This is a genomic window from Akkermansia sp. N21116 (genome assembly GCF_029854705.2).
Classification (GTDB): Bacteria; Verrucomicrobiota; Verrucomicrobiia; order Verrucomicrobiales; family Akkermansiaceae; genus Akkermansia.
In genome coordinates this window covers 2076168-2096907 of record NZ_CP139035.1, presented here as the reverse complement: position 1 = coordinate 2096907, position 20740 = coordinate 2076168, and the positions used below count along the sequence as shown (strand labels likewise).

Sequence of the window (20740 nt, the reverse complement as noted above, 5' to 3'; positions counted from 1 at the left end):
TTGAACAACAACACACACGGTTAATCCAAAGGCGATCCGGCCACGGCGCACGTTAACCCATGTTCCAACACCATCTCAATCAGCTTCTGCTCCATGGCCCGACTCACAGCCTGATCCATATTCAAAATAATCGTAATGCGGCCCGCTCCCTCGCTACCCTCTTTCGCGACAATATCATCCAATTCCTTCTCCAGTCCGGCAACGCCATTCTCCAACCTGCGGTTATCGAAGAAAACCACGGGAGATTCGCCGGCCGTAACCGATACGACATAGTATTCCCCCTGGATATTAATCAAAAATTCGGAAGGAGGCGTCTTCACATTGAATCCGTACTTGGGAACAATACCCGTCGTAATCAACGTCACTACAAACAAGAGAACCACGACATCCAGGATAACTGCCAGATGCACGAAAAAAGCGCCTTTCGGCAATGTGGACTCCAATTTCATAGCAAACAGAGCTGGAATTTATCCACGGGAAACAGCCCCGGCAGGCTTTCCTCTCTCCTCATCATCGGATTCATCCCCGTCATCGTCAATCGCCTCGCTACCTTCCTCATGACGCATATCGGAAACCAGATAAACCGCTTCCATCCCCGCACGCTGAACTTCGTGAATCACCAGGCGAGCCCGAGACGACAGATAAGCATAAAAAATATAGGCCGGAATAGCCACCAAAAGTCCGAATGCCGAAGACAACAATGCCTGGAACATTGCCTCGGACATCACCAGGTTCGGCACCTTGCCCTCGAAAACACCTGGTTGAGAATAAAACCTCACCAACGCAAAAATCGTTCCCAGCACACCGATCAAAGGAGATAAAGTCGCCACCACCAGCAAGCCGCGAATATTCTTTTCGATCTTGTACACTTCCAGCTGAGAGGATTCTTCCGCCACAGACCTCAGCTCCAGCAAAGGCAGGGAAGGACGGCTCAACACCGACTCCACCACGCGGGCTACCGGGCCGGGCATCATGGATGCCTCATGGTATGCCTCATTGAAATTCCTCTTTCTGATCAACAGTGCCAGTCCCTTCAAGAAATCCCCGATATTAATCCGTACACGGTGAAAATACAGGAAGCGCTCCGCCACAACGGCAAGTCCATACAGGGAAAAGGCGCACAAAACCCAAAATAAAGGTCCTATTTGTTCAATAAGCTCAGTCATCGTTCTCGCGTTCCAACTGATTATTCACATCCACAGGCTTATTACAAACCTAATCATCCATTCCGTCACGAAACCTTCTGTTTCAAAAGCCTCAGTAAAAGAACCAGACCATACACTCCAAAAGCCATCCCGCAGGCACTCCATGCCTGCAAACACGCCAGCCACACGGCATCGTGAAGGCACATTCCCGAGAGCAGGGCCACGGCAAATTTCTTCCGCGTCGGACTCTCCGTCTCACCTTGAGCCACCCACGTGCAAATCATCGTATAAAGAGCCAGGCTCGCCGGGTACCAGAGAATGTTATACATCAGCAGCTTCTCTCCTATCAAGGCATCGAAGCTCATCCCTGAAATCTGCACAAGGGCAGCCACACATGCCAGAAAAGCCCATACACCCCGGCTTCCCCCCATCAGTACAAGCGCCACCTTCGACCACTGCTTGTGCATCCAGTTATAGAAAATGATCACTGCAATCAGAAGCAGGCCCAGCAGGACATTCCCCCCGACAGCCCCGCTCAAAATCAGACCAAGCGTCCCGTCCGCCATCGACAGCCACCGCAGAGTCCAAACACTCACATCGCCCCGGGGTACGGGTCTATCCAAGCCATGTCTTGCATCCCAGCGGACATCCAGACGGTCATTTTCCCACATTCCGTAGAGATAGAAGCAAAGCCCCATCAAGACAATCATGCACCACCCTGTCCACTCGTTCCCTTCCGGAATCTGACCAGCCGTCCAAACCCATGCTACCAGAGCATTGGTTGCCAATGTCGGGGCAAGAGCCAGACGGGCGGATTCTGCAACTCCTTTCAATTCTCTGTAATTCCTGTTCTTCATGGGATACTGTTTTTAGTCGGTACTTATTCCTTCCCCATCACAGGTCAACTCCATCGCACAAACCTGCCCGCTATCCAAAGGCACCCTAATCCCGGGCTCCAGCAATTCCCGGACAGATACCTCAATAGCCGGAGTCTCTTCTTCCAAAAGATCGGTAAATCGCACATACCCGCCACCCGCCTTGCCGCACCACGTCAAAGCATTCTCCGGAATGGATACGCGCAGATCGGGGAAATTCTTGTGCGGCGACAGATTGGCCACAACCAGCACGCTCCGGCCAGACGCTCTATCATGCTTCAGGTAACTGTACACCCAATGACCGGAAACCTTTTCCCCCTTCTCCCTGCCATATCCGGGAGTTTGCATATTGGCCCAGTTGAGACCGTAAAAATCTCCCTCCGCCATTGCGGGATGTTTCAGCAAGTTAAGGAATTTTACATGGAACTCCCGCAGCCGCCTGTCTTCCTCCGGGAGCTTCTCTACATCGAATCTCCCGTGATCCAGCCACTTCTGCAACCTGGGCAAGCATGTGTAATCGAAAATGCTCGTCCTGCCATCCGTCCCGCCATAACCCGAAGGTCCCTGGGCATCCTCCCCCACTTCCTGTCCATTGTATATCAGCACAGGCCCTCTTCCCGCTCCCAGAACAGCAGCTTCCACGGCGGGCATGACAACCCGGCCCTTCCCTCCCCAATGCTCCGGAGACGACATGCGCGGTTCATCGTGGTTTTCCAAATACCTCACCCCGCGTTCCATAAACATATTGCCCATCTTGTTCAAATGGTCCATATCGTTGGCCCAGGCTCCCTTCTGGTAAATATCCGTCGCCAAATGGTACATGCCGGCGTCGTACACCGCAGCAAACCCGCAATCGAGTAAATCAGGCATAGGATCACCCTCAGTCGTCTTCATATGGTCGTCATACGCCTCCGCGATGAAGAAAACGCCCCTGTCACGCACGCGTGCCCGGGCAATCGCCCACTTCCAGAACGGCATCGGCACCATGTGCGCCATATCGCACCGGAATCCTCCCACTCCCTTGGCCTGCCAGAAAGCGAGAATCTCATCCATGCTCCGCCACGTCCCGGGCACCTGGTTTCCGGCAGCCATTATTCCGGGCAAATTCCGGGCTACCCCCGGACCATCCAGAAAATTGAAGCCGAAATTCAATTTGACGGTTTCATACCAATCATACCGGCTCGGCTGCCACGTCACGGCATTGTTTCCCGTCACTCTTGCCATGAAAAGTTCCTTTTTCCATTCCCCCGACGGCAGGCGGAAAGGAGGATTGCCCTCCCCGATTCCGTATTGCAGGTAGAAAAAGGAATTGTCCGGATGATAAAAACAAGACGTATCGTCATGATCCCCGAATCCGTCATGGTCGCCATGACGGGATTCATACCCGCGCGACACATGGTTCCCCACAAAATCAATCAACGGAACAAGCCCCTTGCGATGGCAGCGCGCCAGCAAATCTTCGAACTCCTCCATCCGTAACAGGGGATTTTCCGCCAGGTCGGGATCCACATCATAATAATCTACGATCGCATACGGACTTCCTGCCAATCCCTTCACAATACTCTCGGGCTGGGCCGGCAAATCGGGATAATTCGTACACGTCGCATGCCGGATCACCCCCGTCAGCCAAAGATGGGTTACACCCATGGCTACCAGTCCGTCAAGAGCCTCATTCGTAACGCCGTTAAATGTCCCGCATCCATTCTGCTCTTTCCTCCCCCAAGGGATGCCGTCTATTTTGTCATTGGAAAAATGTCTGACAAAAAGCTGATAAATAACGGGGCGCATCATAACAAAATCCTTCTGGGAAACTCCGGATGGGTGCCGGCGTCAATCGTTCATCATCCAAAACACCGCCATCTCCGGATACATATTTCTAGTTACACTTAACAGAATCCCTCCGGAGATTCAATTCAAATAGGCACCCCGTTTTCAAAATGACAAGATCGCTTTTCAAACCGGAGGTTCGCCTTCCGTGCCTGGAAACTTGCCGGACTTCCAGTATTGCCTGGCCGCTTCAAGAGCTTCCTCCCGCGTTTTAAGGCGTCCTTCAATCTGCTCCAGAAACAAGCCATCCAGCATCGTTCTGAAAACGGGACCGCATTTCATCCCCATCGCGATCAGATCCCGTCCCGTCACGAAGGGAGAAGGAAGAATAGGTTCATTCTCTATCTCCCGCCGTCTTTCCTCCAAAAAACGATAATGTCCCAAGTCTCCATTAGAACACAGGCAATCGGCGCGGTGCAGCTTCATTTCATCATCGAACACGGGAGACGCCATAAACTGGCGTACCTTCCCGCGTCTCATCTTGTCCACATTAATAAACTGCATGTGACGCCCCACCATGAAGGAAACCGCATCCACCACAGAATTCGGATAATGCAGTCTCCGCAAAATACCGGATACCATGTCGCGTCCCACCGCCTCATGTCCGGAAAACCTGATGCGGTCATCTTCCGGATCCAGAAACCTGCTCGCAGGCTTGCCGATATCGTGGAGCAACGTTGCCAGCACCAATTCCAGCGACGGCTCGGTACCATCGTCCTCCAAGCGATCCAGCATCATCATCGTATGGATATAAACATCGCCCTCCGGATGCCATTGGGGCGGCTGGTCGCAACCGACGAGTTCCATGATTTCCGGAATGATCCATTTGATCAGGCCGCTCTCCACCAGCATTTCCACTCCGCGGCGGCGATGCGGCGAAAGCAGGATCTTGTCAAACTCATCACGAATCCTCTCCGGAGCAATCCGTCCCAGCCAGTCGGCATGATCTCGGATCGCATCCCAGGTGGAAGACTCAATATCAAACCCTTTCGTTACCGCAAGCCGCACGGCGCGCATCAGGCGAAGGGAATCCTCCCGGAAACGCTCCTCCGCATGACCGATACAACGGATCAGCTTCTTCTCCAAATCTTCAAGGCCGCCCACATAGTCGATAATTTCCCCGGTTTCCGGATCTTCAAACATCCCGTTAACCGTAAAATCACGGCGGAAGGCATCTTCTCGGGGGGATGAATAATGGACCGATTCCGGGCGTCTCCCATCCTTGTAGTCCCCATCCTTGCGGAATGTCGCCACATCAAAGTAAATGTCGTCGCACGGAACCAGCACGACACCGAAATGGGCTCCTACCGCCCTTCCCTTCGGAAACAGAACCAATACCTCATCCGGCACGGCAGACGTTGCGATATCCACATCATGCAAAGGCACCTCCAAAAGACGGTCTCGGACGCATCCCCCGGCAAAATAGCAAACATATCCCGCACTACGCAGACGGATAGCCACCTTGCGCGCTGACTCAATCAATCGGCAATCATCCATAAGGTCACGCATCTTCCGGCATGGGCCGCAGAGGGGGAGGAGCAATAAGTCCCCCCTGTCCGGCCGGTTTCGATTGAGAATCATTCGCATTCGGCACGGGCGCAGGCACAGCGACAGGTTTGGGGACGACAGGAACGGCCTGCTGCTGAGAGGCGGCAGAAGGCGGAGGAACGACGGCAGGATCTTTCTGCCCGCTATTGAGCCGGGACATCGTCTGGTCCAAAATTGATTCAAACAACATGTCCGGCACACCTCTCAGACGCACCACTCCTTCCTTGTCCAGTAAATATACGGACGGAACCTGGGCAATTCGATACAGTTGGAACACACTGCCCTTCGCATCATACAACCCGGGAATAGAAATATTCATGGCGCGGATCGTCTCCGCAGCCTTCGCCGGTTCAGAAAGACAAATCGGCACAATATCCAGATTCGGATACTTCTCCTTCAGCACATTGGATTTAGCCACCAGAGACGCAGATTGAACGGAATCCGGCTTCCAGAACACAAGAAGCGTAGGAACAGCCTTGGGAATACTGACAAAAGCCCCTTCTGCCGTTGGCAAACTGAACGCCGGGGCCTTGCGGCGGGTACTGAGGTTGTTAATGTCGTACAGCAATTCCCGAGCAATATCTTTCACTTTACCCAAGTCGCCAAAAGATTCCTCGAAACTCTTCTGGATGGCTTCTCGCAAATATTTCAAGCGGAAGGCATTCAGCTTCGGATCATCCTGCAGCATGCTATTCTTTTCCCGCATGGACAGCACAAGCCCCATCGCCGCCATCCCCTGATCCTTGGGATTCTGGTTCACCGTACGGATCTTTTCCAGAATTTCACGGCAACGCAAATTACTCGACTGTCCCAGCACCGGAGCCACCCGACCAATACCCGGAGAACTGACCAGATAATGCTCCACGGATTCAAGCAAAGAAGCAGCGATCTTTTTCTGAGAAGCCGCATCGAATGATGAAGCAATCGCCTCGGGATGTTCCAGCAGCCACACCACGGCTGGCAATGATTCCGGCTTCTGAAGAAGAGGGGATGTTTCCTTCCAGAGGGCACGAACGATCGTCTTGGGATCGGGCTTCGTCTTCTCCAGTTCTGCACGCCGTTCCGGCTGGGCAAATTCATAGGCCGCATTCCATTCGGTCATCCGGGAATCCCATGATGTCAGAATATCCTTCATCCGGGCCTCGTCGGCCGATGCCATTCCGGTCATTGCCAGAACCAAAGCTATACCAAGAACGTTGCTCTTCATATTTATTTCCATCATGCCTTCCCGCACGGTGGCAGTCAATCCGGCAGGCAGGCAACGCAAAAAAAGAATCCCGCAGACGGCCTTGACCTTATATCTGCGGGATTCCCAACTACTACCTATATATGAAACTCAATAATGCCTTTTTAGCTAAAGATTCGGCTCTCTCCTTCCAAACTCTTCAGAGCATCATTGATAACGGTTCGACACTTCTGTCCCGCTTTTCGTTCAATCGGCAAAAATTCCTTTTGTCATACGAATTCAATTCGAGGACAATGCATCTTCAAGTTTCTGATTATCAGCAGCCAAATCGAAATCGAACGGTTTCCCGATCACCTTCATTTCATTCTCGACCCTCTTCTGAGAGTCGTTCGAATCCAGATTTGCACGAATCGTCCTGCCCAGAGACATCAAATTGGAGGTATAAAGTTTCTCGACCGAATACGTAGCATTCTCTAAAATCCCGTTGCTGTTAAAGTAAAACGTACGTGTCAGCACGTCGCCATTCTTTCCTCCGATCAGTAATCCCGCCCCCATCGGAGCATAGGCGAACATGTCATTGTCCGCCTTGCGGAAACGGTAAATCCACCGGCTTTCGCGATTGGAACCGGATTTAACATCAGACGGTTGTCCGAGACGCTCATAGAGCATGGGCTTACTGTATTCCCCCGCCTTGATTTTGGCGACCAGCACTTCATCTTGAATTTCTTTGTTCCCATAAGTAACAGAACATGAAGACAAAACAATAATGGCAAACAAAAAAGCGAATAAACGGCAAACAAATTGCATGGGGAAAAGTAAAACAGATTTATCCAATGTCAATACGCGTTCAGGACTCCAAAAGTCATCTGCATTAACAAGAAGTCCGGGACAGCTCCACTTTGCGACTAATGGAACTGCCCCGGTGTATTCTATTGTATTGCGTCTACTTTAGAAGTTATAACGATAGCCGATGCTACCGCTCGCCGACGTCATACGGCTGCGGATGTCTGCCGTAGCATCCACGAATATCGTCCCGTTTTCGCCGGACGGCAGGCTCAACCCGGCTCCGAACTGGAGCCCCGTCGTCCCCGCCTTGCTTCCCTTCACCTGCCGGCTGAACCCGGGATTGGACAGGAATCCTACGTTGCCTTCGCTGCGCGTGTCGCCCAGGTCCTGCGCCACCTGCACCCGGAGTTCCCCTAGCGATTCGCGACCGAACACGTTCCCGCCGATGATCCCCATCAGACGTCCGCCCACGGACACCGTCGCCGACGTCCCTTCAAGACCGCTCACCCGGAGACCCGCGTTGCCGGCTCCCGTCTCATTGTAGTCGTCCACTTCATTGCGCATCACGCTCACGTTGACCAGCGGCTGGAAGATCGCATTGTTCTCTTCGTTCAAGGCAATGTCGTAGGTCGCTTCGTACATCGCTCCATACGTGGAACCGCTCGTCGAGCCGTGTCCCGTGTAGCTGCCTTCTCCGTAGTTGACGGTACGGTCGACCGTTCCGTCGCTCCAACCCGCCGTCACGATGAAGTTGTGACCCCACTTGCCCTTCTGGTACCGGGCGAACAGGTTCGCGTAGTAGATGTCCAGGTCGCCGCTCAAAGTGTCGGCTCCGTTCGACGTCAGCTTGCCGTAGCTCGCCGACATCGCCAGCCCCACCGTGAGCCTTTCGCTCAGGTTCGTGTCCACACCGAAGGTTCCTCCCCAGGTATTGTATTTGTAACCGGCGAAGTCGCCCGACTCCGTCAGGCTGTTATACGTCCCCGTGGCCTGTACCCAGGCGTTCCACAGCGGCAGTTCGCCGTCGTAGTTGTACCCTTCGGGAAGCCCCATGGTCGTCATCCGGTTGCGCAGCAGAGTCTGCTGGTAGCGGTAGTCCGCCTGCTGGGCTCCCAGAAGGCTCGTTACCGTGCTGCCGGCGGCGGCGGCCATCTTGTGGCTGGCCGAGGAGGCACTGCCCGTCTTGATGTCGTCCATGATGGAGGAGAGGAGCAAGTCGAGATTGCTGCCGCTCTTCTGCAGTCCGGCGTTCCAAATGAGGCCGGCCCCGGCCTTGGCCGTTTCGGATCCGGCGTATTGATCCAGCGTATTGACTTTGTTGAGGACGGGGGTTGCCAGGAGCTGGCGGCCGTCGTGGCCGATGGAGAGGTCGGCCGACGTGTAGAACAGTGAAATGCTCTTCTCAAACGTCACCGTCCAGTCTGTGAAATCCGTCCCGCTTCCCAGCGTTTGGCCGGAGACGTTCAGGAAACCTCCCGTCGCGTCCATCACGACCAGGTCGGACAACGGCGCATTCCAGCCTTCGGAATCGTGGTTGATGAACCGCAGGGACATGCGTTCCGGCAGCGTCACCGTACCCGTGGCGGATACCGACGTGTTGTCGATCCCCGGAGCCGCTACCGTCGTCAGGAGGGAGCCTTCGCCGAAGGCCGCGTTCCCGGAGATGTCCAGTTTCATATGGCCCACCGTAGAGGCGGGATCCGATGTCCCGAGAACCAGGCTCCCCCCTCCATGGACCAGAAGGCCGGAGGACTTCGCGTTGTTCTTCAGGACGAGTTCCGCCCCGTCGTTCACCGCCAGATGTCCGTAGGAAGCCGTGCCGGACGGGAGGTCCACGACAAGGCGGCCGCCCTGGACGTCAAGACTCAACGAGTCATTGCTCATGGCAAGCGTCTGCGTCCCCGTACCGGCCTTCGCCAACGTACCCCGGCCTTCCATCGCGAAGGAAATCGTTCCTTCGCCATTGCCTGTGAGTTTCAGGACGGCAGGCGCCGCGTCGACTCCCTGGAAGTCGACCGTACCCGGGCCTGTCAGGTAGCCCATTTCGATGGTTTCGCCGCCGCCGATGTACAACCCGGCATGTTCCTGAAGGTTCAGCGTGGTATCGGAGGACAGGCTTCCCGTGCCGACAAGCAGCGTTCCGCCGGCCATGTCCAGCGTGCCGGAGCCCGTCACCTGCGTATCGAGCACCGTATTGCCGGCTCCCGTCAGCGTCAGCCTGGAGGCCTCTCCCGAAAGGGATAAAGCGCCGCTGCCCTTCAGACTTTCGGTCTTGCCGGTTCCACCGATCACGGTCATGGCTCCCTCCCTGCCCGTATCAAGGGTTCCGAAGGAACTCGTCCCGTTGAGCGTCAGCGTGCCTTCGGACGTTGTTACCGTACCGCTCGTCGAAAACGATCCATTGATCGTCAATCCCGCCGCGCCCGTCTTGATAAAGTCCGCACTGCCGCCGGCGATGTTGCCGTCATAGACCGTATCGAGCTTCTCGCCTTCCGTGTTCAGACCGTTGACGAAGTTGATCTTCGCCGCCCCGGATCCGGGATCAGCGTTGGCAACGGTGATGGTATAGACCGTTCCATCTTCGCCAAGACCCCCGAGCAGGTTTTCCACCTTCAACCCGGCGGGATGGCCGCTGCCCGCCGCGGGAGCCCCGGACAGGCTGATGTCCAGATCCTCGTCGATCACCACCGCCTTGTACGCGTCGAGATAGTTGTAATGCGTGCCCGCGTTAAGCTGACCCTTGTCGTCCGACGCGAAATAAACGTCTCCGCCCGCCGTGATCGCCACCTGGCCGTCGGACAGGTACGAATCGAACTGGGCCTGGCTGATATCGACCGTCTTCACGGCGTAGCCGAGGTACTGGAGCAACGGATTGAAACGGATGGACTTGAGCCATGCCAGGGATCCTTCGGAAAGATCGCTGTAGCCGTTGAAGGTGGCGCTATGCGTCTGCGGAGCATCGGCAACGAGCCGGCCGTTGGTGAGCTGCAGCAGGACGGTCGTGCCCTCCAGATTGTTCCGTGAGATCGACTTCTGCAGGTCGAGCGTCAGGCCCAATGTCAGGGAACCCAGGGAGACGTCATGTCCGGCGGCTGACGCCCCGGCATCGGAACCGAAGACGATGACGCCATCGGCGCGTCCGGAAGAGCCGGGCACATAGTTGTTCTCACCCAGCATGAGCGTCGTCGGACCTTCCAGCGTCAGGTTGCCCGAACCGATGCCGCTGATCGTCGTGGCACGGTAGGGAGAAATATCCGTCTTAACCGGCACGAGGATGGAGGCAATGGCAGATGCCTTCAAACCTCCCAGATCAATGCCGGCCACTCCTTCATGGGCCAGGATGGAGACATTGGAATCGGAAACATAGCCCGAGGCCCGGGTCAGGCTGCCGTTCTTAATCGTGATGGCGTTGGCAATGCCCAGGCCGCCCAGATCGGCCGAGGCGGAGTCGCCGTCGACGACAAGGCCGCCCTTGGCGAGAGCCGAGGAGGAACTCAGTTCGACAACGCCTTCCGTCACCGTCAGGGTGCCGTCCCACTGGGTGTCTCCTTCATTCGTGCCGGACAGCACAAGTGAACCGGCTCCGCTCTTGGTCATGACTCCGCTGCCGGACAATGCTCCCGACAAGGAGATGGAAAGCCCCTGCCCCACATCGACGGTAGAACCGCCTTTGTCGGCCGTACCGGCCAGAACAAGCGTATGATCCGAACTCCAGGAGGTCGCCGCACTTAAAACTCCGTTCCCCAGCGTCACCGTTCCGGGAGTTCCTGTAATACCGGAAGCTCCCAAGACAAGTTTGCCTCCATGAACGGTCAAGGCCGAATCCTCCGACCCGAACTGGATGCCCGACAGCGCAGCTTCGCCTCCGTTGATCGTCAATTGTCCGGAACCATTCTGGCCGAGAATGGCGGTTGCATCGGCGGCGTCCAAGGTTCCCTTATCAAGAATCAGAGCGCCGGAAAAACCTTCCGTCCCCAGTTCCAGGGAATCCTTCACACGAACGGAGCCTTCCGAATCCGCCGATCCAATCTTCAGCGTAGCGCTGGCCGTCAGACGTAGATTGGCGACATCGATGTCATTGGTCGTCAACAGAGTAACGTCGGATATTCCGTCTGGCTTGTAACCGGACATCACCAGCCAGCCGTCAGCCATGGAGAACTTGCCGGAAAAGGTATCGTCGCCGTTCTGGAGTTTCAGAAGCAGGGAGCCGCCATCGTTCTTCTCCACTGTCCCAAGGATTCCCGACAAGCGACCGCCGATGGCGATTTCCTGATCGGCTCCCGTATTGGACAATGCCAGCGTAGAATCCTCGTCAACACTCACCGTACCAGTCAACACGGAGGTATGATTGATTCCTGCCAGGGCGACAGTTCCCGCCCCTTCTACGGAAATAGAGGCATCTTTGATGTCTTCGCCCTGAGTCAGGGTCAAACGGTCTTCTGCTGCCACTGTGCCGACCGAGAAGGAAACGCCTTCCGCGGAAAGACGGTTGTCCAGAGTCACGTCTCCCTTGGCAAGGAGAGTCCCGCCCGAAGTCGTTTCATTGGCCCGGAACGTGATCAGTCCGGAGCCGAGAGCATCATCGTTGGTCACAACGACCGTACCGCCCTCCAGACGGGTTCCGCCCTCGTACGTATTGTGCGTTTCAATCGTCAACTGGCCGCCGCCCTGCTTTGTCAGGATGGCGGTTCCGGTGATATTGGCATCGGAATCTCCGGCAAAGACGAAGGAATTGGCATCTCCCGACTCGTTACTCACCGTCACCGACTTGGGCGTCACGTCACCGACAATCGTGACGGTGTGATTGAAGTCATGGCTCTGGCTCGTACTGACAAACCACAGCACCTGGTTATCCGGACCATACTGGAGACTTTCCGATTCATCGGCATCCCAGACCTCTCCCGGACTTTCGTTCACACCCTTCCATACGGCATTCGTATCTCCCGCCTGCCCCTTCCACGTCCACGAGACAATGGTCGAAACACGGAGGACGACAGTATTGTCCACCATGTCCATCAGGAAACCGCGCGTACTCGTATCCGACAAAACGTATTTGAAATCACCAAGGCTCAGAAGGTCATTCCCGGTAAACAACTGATACGTTCCGGGGGTCAAATCCTGATACCCTGACAGGACGAGGTTCTTGTCAGCCGTCGACTCATTGGTAAACGTGCCGCTCAGGGATACGAAGGACGCATCCCCGGTTTCCCGGCCGGCCATGTTCATGGTCAATACGGAATTGCCCGTCAGCGTCAAATTCGTCGAGGACAGGACGCCCGTGCCGGACATCGTGATATTCCCCAGTCTCGGAGAAGCCAGCGCCGTATCGTCGAACTTCAGCATCCCGCCGGACACCGTCGTCAGGCCCGTATACGTCGGCTGGGTCTTGATCACCACAGTCCCGTTCCCCGTTTTCGTGACGGCACCGCCGCCGCTCAGCACGCTTTCAATCGTACCGGAAGACAACAGGGCAGTCGTACCTTCCTTCAAATGGAGGGCGTCCCCCTTCAGGGTTCCGCCATCCATCTTCAGCGTCCCGGCATACGCGCTTCCGCCGGCAACGGTTGTCTCGCCCGTCACCGAAAGTGCATTCTCAATAGCCAGGTTATCCAGATCAAGCGTACCGCCGGAAAGGGTAACCGTACTGCCGGAAAAAGCCTTGAGGCCGCCTGCTTTCAGCGTCCCTCCGGAAACCGTCGTCGTTCCCGCGTAGGTATTCTCCCCGGTCAGCACGACCGTACCCTCTCCCGACTTCTCAATCCCTCCGTCCCCGGAAAGAACGTTGGCTATCGAACCGCTCTTCAACTGAGCCGTCTTGCCTTCCGCCAAATTGACGGCATCACCCGTCAGCGTACCTCCGTCAAGCGTCAACACTCCCGCATAGGCGGAGCCTCCGTTCAATACGGCCGTACCCGATACCGTCACTCCGTTGGCTGCCGCTTTGCCGTCCAGATCCAGCGTTCCGCCGGCAAGGACTACCGTACCCGTGCCGAAACCGGACACATGGCCCGCCTTCAAAGTCCCGTCGGAAACCGTCGTCGTGCCCGCATAGGTACTGGCACCCGACATGGTCAGCGTCCCGGCTCCGGTCTTGACGAAATTCCCCGAGGAAATGATCCCGGACAGGGTCACTTCATTGCCGTTGGTATCCAGCGTCAGTTCCTTGTCGGCGGCGATATCCAACAAACCGGAGATATCCTTGTCATTGCCCGTGCCGTCCCACCTCAGCGTCCCCTTCGACGAGGCCGCATCCGTACCGCCTATCGTGATTTTCGACGCAGCCTCCATCGCATCAAACGCCGTCGATGAGAACAACAGCGTACCGCCATTGCTCAACATGACGCTGCCTTTGCCGACGGATGAAGCGCCCTGCGCCTTCAGGACGGAGCCCGTTCCCTGGACGGTGATGCTGCCCGTACTGTCGGAGGCTCCCGTCACGGTAAGCGCCCCTCCCGTCAAGAGCAGGGAACCCGCTCCGGACAAGGACGCGATACTCTCGTCCGAAGCCAGCGCTACCGACAAGATTCTCCCGGACGTTACCACATTCACCGTCGAAGAACCGAGAGAGACAACCGACGTCGTCCCCGCCCCGCCCTTCACGTTCATCGTATCGAAACCCGAGAATTTCGCCAGAAGAGCCGATACATTGTCCAAATTCAGGACTTTGTCGCCCGTCACGGCACCCGTCCCCGCCGATCCGCCATAAATCGTTCCCGTGTAATCATAGAAGCGGTCTCCTGCTGCAACGTCCGAAATCGTCACGTTCGTACCGGCGCCGATCGTACCGTTCCCGTAGTTCCCGCCATAAATCGCGTTGTTGTGCTTAACCAGCAGATCCTTACCGATGAAAATATGAGTCGATCCACCGACGCCCCGGTCGTGCTCGGCGCTGCCGCCCACAATCAGCCGGGCCTCATTCATGTCGATCGTGCCACCCTCCAGATTCAACGTCGTATTGCCGGTCACTCCTCCGGCCCAGCCGCCGCCGGCCAGATCGGCACCGACTCCCGTCAAAGGAACTCCGGATCCATCCAATTCACCTACCAAAGTACCGCTCTTGAACGTTACGGTCGAATCTCCGGACACAACACCATACAACCCGGCACCGAAAATACGCATTGCCTGGTTGGCCGCATCCACGGCATCCAGATCAGCTCCCGCACCATACGTTTCGCCGAACACGACATTCGTATTGCCGGCAACCCCCACATCCGTCGCCCCCGAGGCAAGCTGGCTGCCGCCGACAATGATCAACCGCTTGTCCGCACTGCCGGATACCGAAACCGACGTATTGCCGCCCACGGATATCAAATTGCCCCCGCCAAAAATACGGCTGGAAGAACTGATGCCCGTCACCACAATATTCGTATTGCCGGCTACCGTCGCTCCAGCCCCGGAACCGCCCCCGTAAATCACGTTGCGGAACGTGCCCGACTTGATCGTAACATTCGTATTGCCGCCAACCGAAACCGTCCCGTTACCGCCGGATTTGTGTCCGCCGCCGATAACAAGATTGTTGTACGTTCCTCCGTCAATCGTCACATGGGTATCACCCAGCACATTGACTTGAGCATTAGCACTGCCGCCTCCCGAAATCAGGCCGCCGCCTGCAATCACCCCGGAAAACGTCACATCAGCCGGTGCAGTGACCGATACATTACCATCTCCATTAATGGTGAGATTGGGACTTCCCCCGCCTTCTGCTCCGATATGCGAACCGCCGTAAATATTCTTGGCAAAGATTCCCGATTGGCCGGCCTCCAAATCCACGGTAATGTACGTACTTCCGCCATGAATCAGAGCAGACGCAGTGTTTTTCATCGTTGAACCGCCAAACACGTTACCCGCGGTCGTTTGCACATTGGCAATCGTAATATGAGTATCCCCGGTAAAGTTGACACTGACATTGTCCGGAGAGTAACCGCCCCCGTAAACATTGCCGTCCATTGTGGAGGGGTAACCGGAAGCTCCATTCAATATTTGAGCATTTTCGCCGATATAAATATAGGAATCGCCCGTCATACTGGCAGCATATGCCGGCCCCATCCCCATGACGAGATTGCTGGTCGTATCGCCGATCAGTTGAAGATGTGTATCTCCCACAAAAGCCCGATTATACTCAGACCATTGATTCATGTTCGCTCCAAAAATTCCTTTGAAGTTCCCGCCTCTCACATCCAGCCAGACATTCTTCTGGACTGTTGCGGTCTTGTCGTCTCCCGCAGCAAGCATACCTCCGACAAGATATGCCGGAGTATCACCGGAACCGGTGATGACGGCAGCAGCGTTGGCTCCATTTAAATAATAGAATTTTTCATCACCTTGAGCACAAAGAGCCCAATCCCCGTCAACCGTTCCTCCCGTTCCGGCAAGAGCCGCAAATCCTGGAGCGCCTTGTGCCAGCCAGGAGGAATCCTTCCAGGAAATAATCGACATGCCGTCATTCTCAAGTGCCGCTTGATTCAGAGCCCAGGTCAGCGTATTGCCATTCAAGGACAAAGTGCCGTATTTATCGGGAGACAATGACGAACCATCCGTCAAAACTCCGGTTCCACCTCCAACGGGAGCAAAACCGGCATCGACAATCGTCACCTGGTTCAAACCTCCCCCCAAGACATATTCTCCGTCCGACATCCGGCTATCCCATACAAGCTGGCCTGCCGAGAAATGACTGGAAAATGTTTCGGGTGTACCAAAGTAGGAGGTCGCTCCATCCAGGAAATAGGAAAAACATTTCAAGGCAAGCGTATTCCCCGTCCCGCTATCCGTCGTAAGCGACGTTTGCAGGGAATCCAACGAGCCGAAATAACCGAGAGTCACTCCCGTACCCAGCTTGATGGGACCGGAAATACTGCCGCTGAGGACATTCAACGTCCCACCCAGGACTTCCGTACCGCCCGTATAAGTATTTTTTCCATTCAGGATCAATGTTCCGGAGCCAGTCTTAATCAGCTTCCCGGCGGAAATACCTTCACCCTCCGGTTCCTGAGACAAAATCCCGTTCAAAGTCACGGTCTTTCCTCCGCCCGCCTCAAACGTATCCGTTTGCCGATTATAAGTCGCCTGTGTATCGAAGGTTACATCTCCGGCCATGCGCAACGAGGTAGAAGCATCCAATGTCCAGCCTTCATCAAGGACGCCAATCGTACCGCCTTTCAGCAAAATGCGATTGCCTCCCTCGGAAATTCCGTATTCACCGATGTTCATCCGGGTATCGGCACCGCTCATTGTAATGGATGTTGAAGCTCCCGCTGCTCTCAAGCCCATCATGTTAGCGGTACCGCCAGTCATATTCCATATCGTATAACCATCATCCCCCGTACGGACTGCCCCATTGACAACCCGGAATTCCCCACCGCTCATATCGAATCTCGTTACCGAATCATAGCTCCAATGTCCCAATCGCACAGCATAAACCGCAGCCTTATGACTGCCATCCCCCGTACCCGTAATATCAAGCAAACCTGATGAAATTTGTAGGATGGAAGTCGCCCATGCGTAATCACTCGTTATTAATCGTTGCGCACTGAAAGCACCACCCTCAATTGCCAGAGTACCGGTCACAATGGAAACGACACTTCCCCCTTCGGTTCCAAAATTCTTGGTCACATTAATCGTCATGCCCTCACCGACGCCAATTCCGGAATTACCATTAAAAGTCAGTGTTTCGTAACTCCAAGTTCGTTCTGTGGAACTGGATATATGGAGAGGAGCGCCCGTCAGGATCGCTTGGTTCTGGTTGAATACGACTTCATTGTTGAGTCTTAAATTCGCGTTTCCGGAGATATTGCCCGTAATGCTTCCTCCGTTATAATTAAGTTCCGCTCCCGGGCCTAAAACGATGGCATTTGTTATGCTGCCGGAATTGAAATTCAATGTTGCTCCGGCATTAATGGCACATGAATTGAGAACAGCTTCGGAATTGTAATTGAGAATGCCCCCATTGTTAATCGTCACCGATCCCAGGGCAGAAGAGGCATTATAAGTCAGTGTTCCGTCTACCCTGGGATTAACCGTACCGCTTACCGTCACATTTTCGTTGATCGTCAGAGAAGTCCCTTGGGAGATATCCAGGCGTCCCTGTGCGTAATCCGTCCATGTCAAAGATCCGTTATCCAGAGTCAATTGCCCTCCTTTGAGGATTATGCCGTCCGTTGTCACAGTGTTACCTCCAAGGCTCAAGGTAGTGCCGTCGGCAGCGGTTCCGGAGATATAGGCAATTGAACGGGCACTTTCTGTTGAATCACTCCATGTTTGCCCGGATGCATCGTCAAGTGTCCAAATGGCATCGCCCCAATTGGCCGTACCGGACGTAAAACTCCCTTGGAACACTTTCCCCTGATAGGCAACAATCTGCATACCGGCAATACATCCTCGCCCTCCACCTGTATTGCGACCTCCATAAATATCGAGAACATCATCGCTCAACCCGGAAATATGGATGGCATTCCCTCCTAAAACAGGACGCTCTGCATTTGTATTTGTATCTCCCCATATTCCCCCGCCAACGATTGTTTTGTCTCCATCCATCGAATACAGGACACCATTCACTTCTTTGGCAGAAAATTTTGCACCTCCCGTATCGGTAGAAGCATAGATGTACAAATCATAGACCAAAAACTGAGTGTTCAGATTGGTCAATTGAACCTGGGGCCCCTTGCTGGTACCGGTTCCGTCCGTACCATCGTCCAAATAGCCTTTCAACAGAGGATCTGTTTTATCAACCCCCCATGTATTCTTGGATGTAAAGGAGAGATTGATATCCGTCTGCACATTAAGAGAATTGAACATAGCTGTCGGAGTTGTCAGAACCGCTCCTTCCATCTGATTCCAGTATTCGGAATCAATCAGCCCGGACGTGGAAGTAGCTTCGCCTCTGCCTTTATCGAAGTTGATGCTGATCGTTGCTCCGGAAGTCGCAGCATAGGAGACGGAAGAGATAGCAGCCAGTACTGCTGCCGCCAATGGAATAGGAAGTCGCAATTTCATAGTTTACGAGAGATATTAACGTTTTATATATAGCAGATCCAAAAACCGTTTTCAACCAAAAAAAACCATTTTGGAACCTATATTCTCTTTCAACGACTTACATTTCTACAACCTTGCCCGGGAATGTCAAATTGTCAAAATAACGCGATCGTTATTTAACTCAACGTGACAAACTTATCATGAAAAATAGCGGTTTTTGGATCCGCTTGTACAAAAAAAGCCAGCCTCCGCAAACGAAAGTGCGGAGGCTGGCTGCCGGTTTGAAAAAAGAAGAAAACGTCAGGCAAATTCCTGCCCCAGGGAAGAATCTTCCAGCAGATCAATATTGCGGCCTTCTCCGGCGACAACCACGGCATTCAGGATGAAATCGTGGGAATCAAGGGGAATGTCGCTTCTGAGCTGGCATGGGAAACATACGCCAATTTTAAGGCTGTCGGGAGATTGGGAGAACACCGCATCGTAAAATCCTTTGCCAAATCCCAGGCGTTTTCCGTCACGGGTAAAGGCAACGCCGGGAGAAAGAATGAGATCCAGCCGAGCGGGTGCGATCAGCTCCGCATCCGGCCTTGGTTCGCGAATTCCTTTATATCCCGGAAGAAGTTGCTCCGACGTATTGGTTACGCGCCGGAATTCCATATCATGGGGGCCGATGCACCGGGGAAAATACCATTCCACCTCGGGCATCAGAGCCACCAGCGGAAGCAAATCAACTTCAAACGGCCTGGCGGCAAAAGCGGAGACCCGGACGGGAGATTCCTTCTTTTCTTTCAACCCATTGATCACGGGAATCAAACGTCTGCGGATCGTACGGGACAATCTGGCCACTTCCGGAGCACCCAGAAGCTTCAATTCCCGCTTGATTTGGTCGCGTATGATTTTTTTCTGTTCCAGTATTGTTTCCATCAAATAAACCTTTCTACCTTATTTAGGCAGGTTTCACGCCAGAGACAAGTTTTTTCCGGGAAAACAAAGAGAGTGGGCGACAGAAGGGAAAGCGTTCCGTCGCATCAAGCCGGATCTGGGTTCTCCCCTTGCCTGCCGCCTCATCTGATACAACGGCAGTAATAGTCCACACGCGAAATGAACCAAGCCCATTTGGCCCGGGGAACACCGTTGTCCAAAAGAAGATGGGGACATTTTTTACCCGTCCAGTAATAATGCGGCACGACATTGCGCAAAGGGATGTCGTACTCATACATGAGAAAAGCGATCAATTTCACGGAACGGTCAAAAGTGCGGGCGATGCTCTCCCCGCGCTTTTCGCACATTTCGATCCCGATGGAATAACGATCGCCGGGACCGCCGGAATCGGCATGGTAACCCGATTCATTCAGAGGAAGATGCTGGACGACAAGATCCTGGTCGACAGTGAAATGCCAGTTGTTGCGCAAGGCGCCGTTATTCAATGCCCGCGCGTGCTGCATCGCGCCGGCGCTCGGATTTTCCGTATTATGCACGGTAATGAAGCGCGGCTTCATCGAGTGTCCCTTTGTCCTGCGGAGGCGGGAATTGGACGACATCATCATGTTTTCCACAATGCGGCATTCCTTCCTGAGACGGCCGGGAGAACGCTTGATCAAGGGCACGGAAGACGGAGTGAAGGAGATCATTGGCGCAGGACCGACCTTGCCCGAACCGGAACAACTCGTCAGCATCAGCAAAGCCGCCGCTTCCAGCAAAAAAGTACGTCTGCTGCGCGCTGCCGCATCGTCCGCCACAAGGGGTTTCCCCAACTCCATTAATTTCGTCAAATAATCCGAGGCATTAATAAAATCTTTCATAGGTAGTCCACTTCGAGTCCTTATACCGGTTCTTCTAAGCAAACAACATCCCGGACTCTTCTTAGGAATTAGATTTATTCCACTGCTGAGGCAAGAAAAAAAACAAGCCGGGAATGAAAATATACGGAAATGACAATATTTTGCATTTCCGTACAAAAAGAGGCTGTCCCACCACAACGGATGCGACAGCCTCTTGAGTAAATACAATCATCCGCACAAAAAATGTGCGACGATGCAGCATTAAGCCTTCAAAGAAGAAGAAGCCTTAAAAGCAACCGTCTGGGATGCGGGGATGGTAATCGCTTCCCCGGTCTTGGGGTTGCGGCCTGTACGGGCGGCACGGGTCTTGGTAGCAAAGGTGCCAAAGCCCATAATCTGCACTTTGCCGGACTTTTGCACACCAACTTTGATTGCTTCAACAACGGCGGAGAGGGCTTCTTCAGCCTGCTTCTTCGTTGCATCGGCACCCAGCGTCTTCTGAATTACTTCGATAAGTTGAGCCTTGTTCATAGGAGATTTCAGAAATACATGAGGCATTGTATGCTGTAAAGATAAAAATCAACTCTTAACGTCTGATTTTGACACGTCTCCTCCAGGCCGGCA

11 protein-coding genes are annotated in these 20740 nt (G+C 54.3%); all 11 read right to left on the bottom strand.

Translation table 11 applies throughout. The annotated features are described in order from the left end of the window. Positions 1 to 20: 20 nt before the first annotated feature. The 11 genes from QET93_RS08120 to QET93_RS08070 all read right to left on the bottom strand — a co-directional run bounded on the left by QET93_RS08120 (position 21) and on the right by QET93_RS08070 (position 20647). Positions 21 to 449, bottom strand: a complete 429-nt coding sequence (locus QET93_RS08120; protein ID WP_280125653.1) for a hypothetical protein — start codon at positions 447 to 449, stop codon at positions 21 to 23. Between the two features lie 18 nt (positions 450 to 467). Continuing rightward, entirely contained in the window at positions 468 to 1166 is a 699-nt protein-coding gene (locus tag QET93_RS08115) for a MotA/TolQ/ExbB proton channel family protein (protein WP_280125652.1), read from the bottom strand. 65 nt (positions 1167 to 1231) lie between these two features. After that, a complete protein-coding gene (locus QET93_RS08110) occupies positions 1232 to 2002 on the bottom strand; it encodes a hypothetical protein (protein ID WP_280131592.1) in 771 nt (256 codons plus the stop codon). Positions 2003 to 2014: 12 nt separating this feature from the next. Further along, a complete protein-coding gene (locus tag QET93_RS08105) occupies positions 2015 to 3811 on the bottom strand; it encodes an alpha-amylase family glycosyl hydrolase (RefSeq protein ID WP_280131593.1) in 1797 nt (598 codons plus the stop codon). Positions 3812 to 3973: 162 nt separating this feature from the next. Then, entirely contained in the window at positions 3974 to 5356 is a 1383-nt protein-coding gene (locus tag QET93_RS08100; protein WP_322189938.1) for a CCA tRNA nucleotidyltransferase, read from the bottom strand. Next, positions 5349 to 6617, bottom strand: a complete 1269-nt coding sequence (locus QET93_RS08095) for a TlpA disulfide reductase family protein (RefSeq protein ID WP_280125648.1) — start codon at positions 6615 to 6617, stop codon at positions 5349 to 5351. The genes QET93_RS08100 and QET93_RS08095 overlap by 8 nt, the downstream gene beginning before the upstream one ends. Positions 6618 to 6860: 243 nt before the next feature. Next, on the bottom strand, positions 6861 to 7388 hold the full coding sequence (locus tag QET93_RS08090) for a hypothetical protein (protein WP_280131596.1): 528 nt from the start codon (positions 7386 to 7388) through the stop codon (positions 6861 to 6863). 141 nt (positions 7389 to 7529) lie between these two features. Further along, complete coding sequence (locus QET93_RS08085) at positions 7530 to 18356, bottom strand: autotransporter-associated beta strand repeat-containing protein (RefSeq protein ID WP_322189937.1); 10827 nt, start codon at positions 18354 to 18356, stop codon at positions 7530 to 7532. Positions 18357 to 18635: 279 nt separating this feature from the next. Further along, positions 18636 to 19259, bottom strand: coding sequence for a 5-formyltetrahydrofolate cyclo-ligase (locus tag QET93_RS08080; RefSeq protein WP_280131598.1), 624 nt, complete (start codon positions 19257 to 19259; stop codon positions 18636 to 18638). Positions 19260 to 19399: 140 nt separating this feature from the next. Beyond that, on the bottom strand, positions 19400 to 20137 hold the full coding sequence (locus QET93_RS08075) for an N-acetylmuramoyl-L-alanine amidase (RefSeq protein ID WP_280131599.1): 738 nt from the start codon (positions 20135 to 20137) through the stop codon (positions 19400 to 19402). Positions 20138 to 20377: 240 nt separating this feature from the next. After that, positions 20378 to 20647, bottom strand: a complete 270-nt coding sequence (locus QET93_RS08070) for an HU family DNA-binding protein (RefSeq protein WP_280125290.1) — start codon at positions 20645 to 20647, stop codon at positions 20378 to 20380. Between the last annotated feature and the right edge of the window lie 93 nt (positions 20648 to 20740).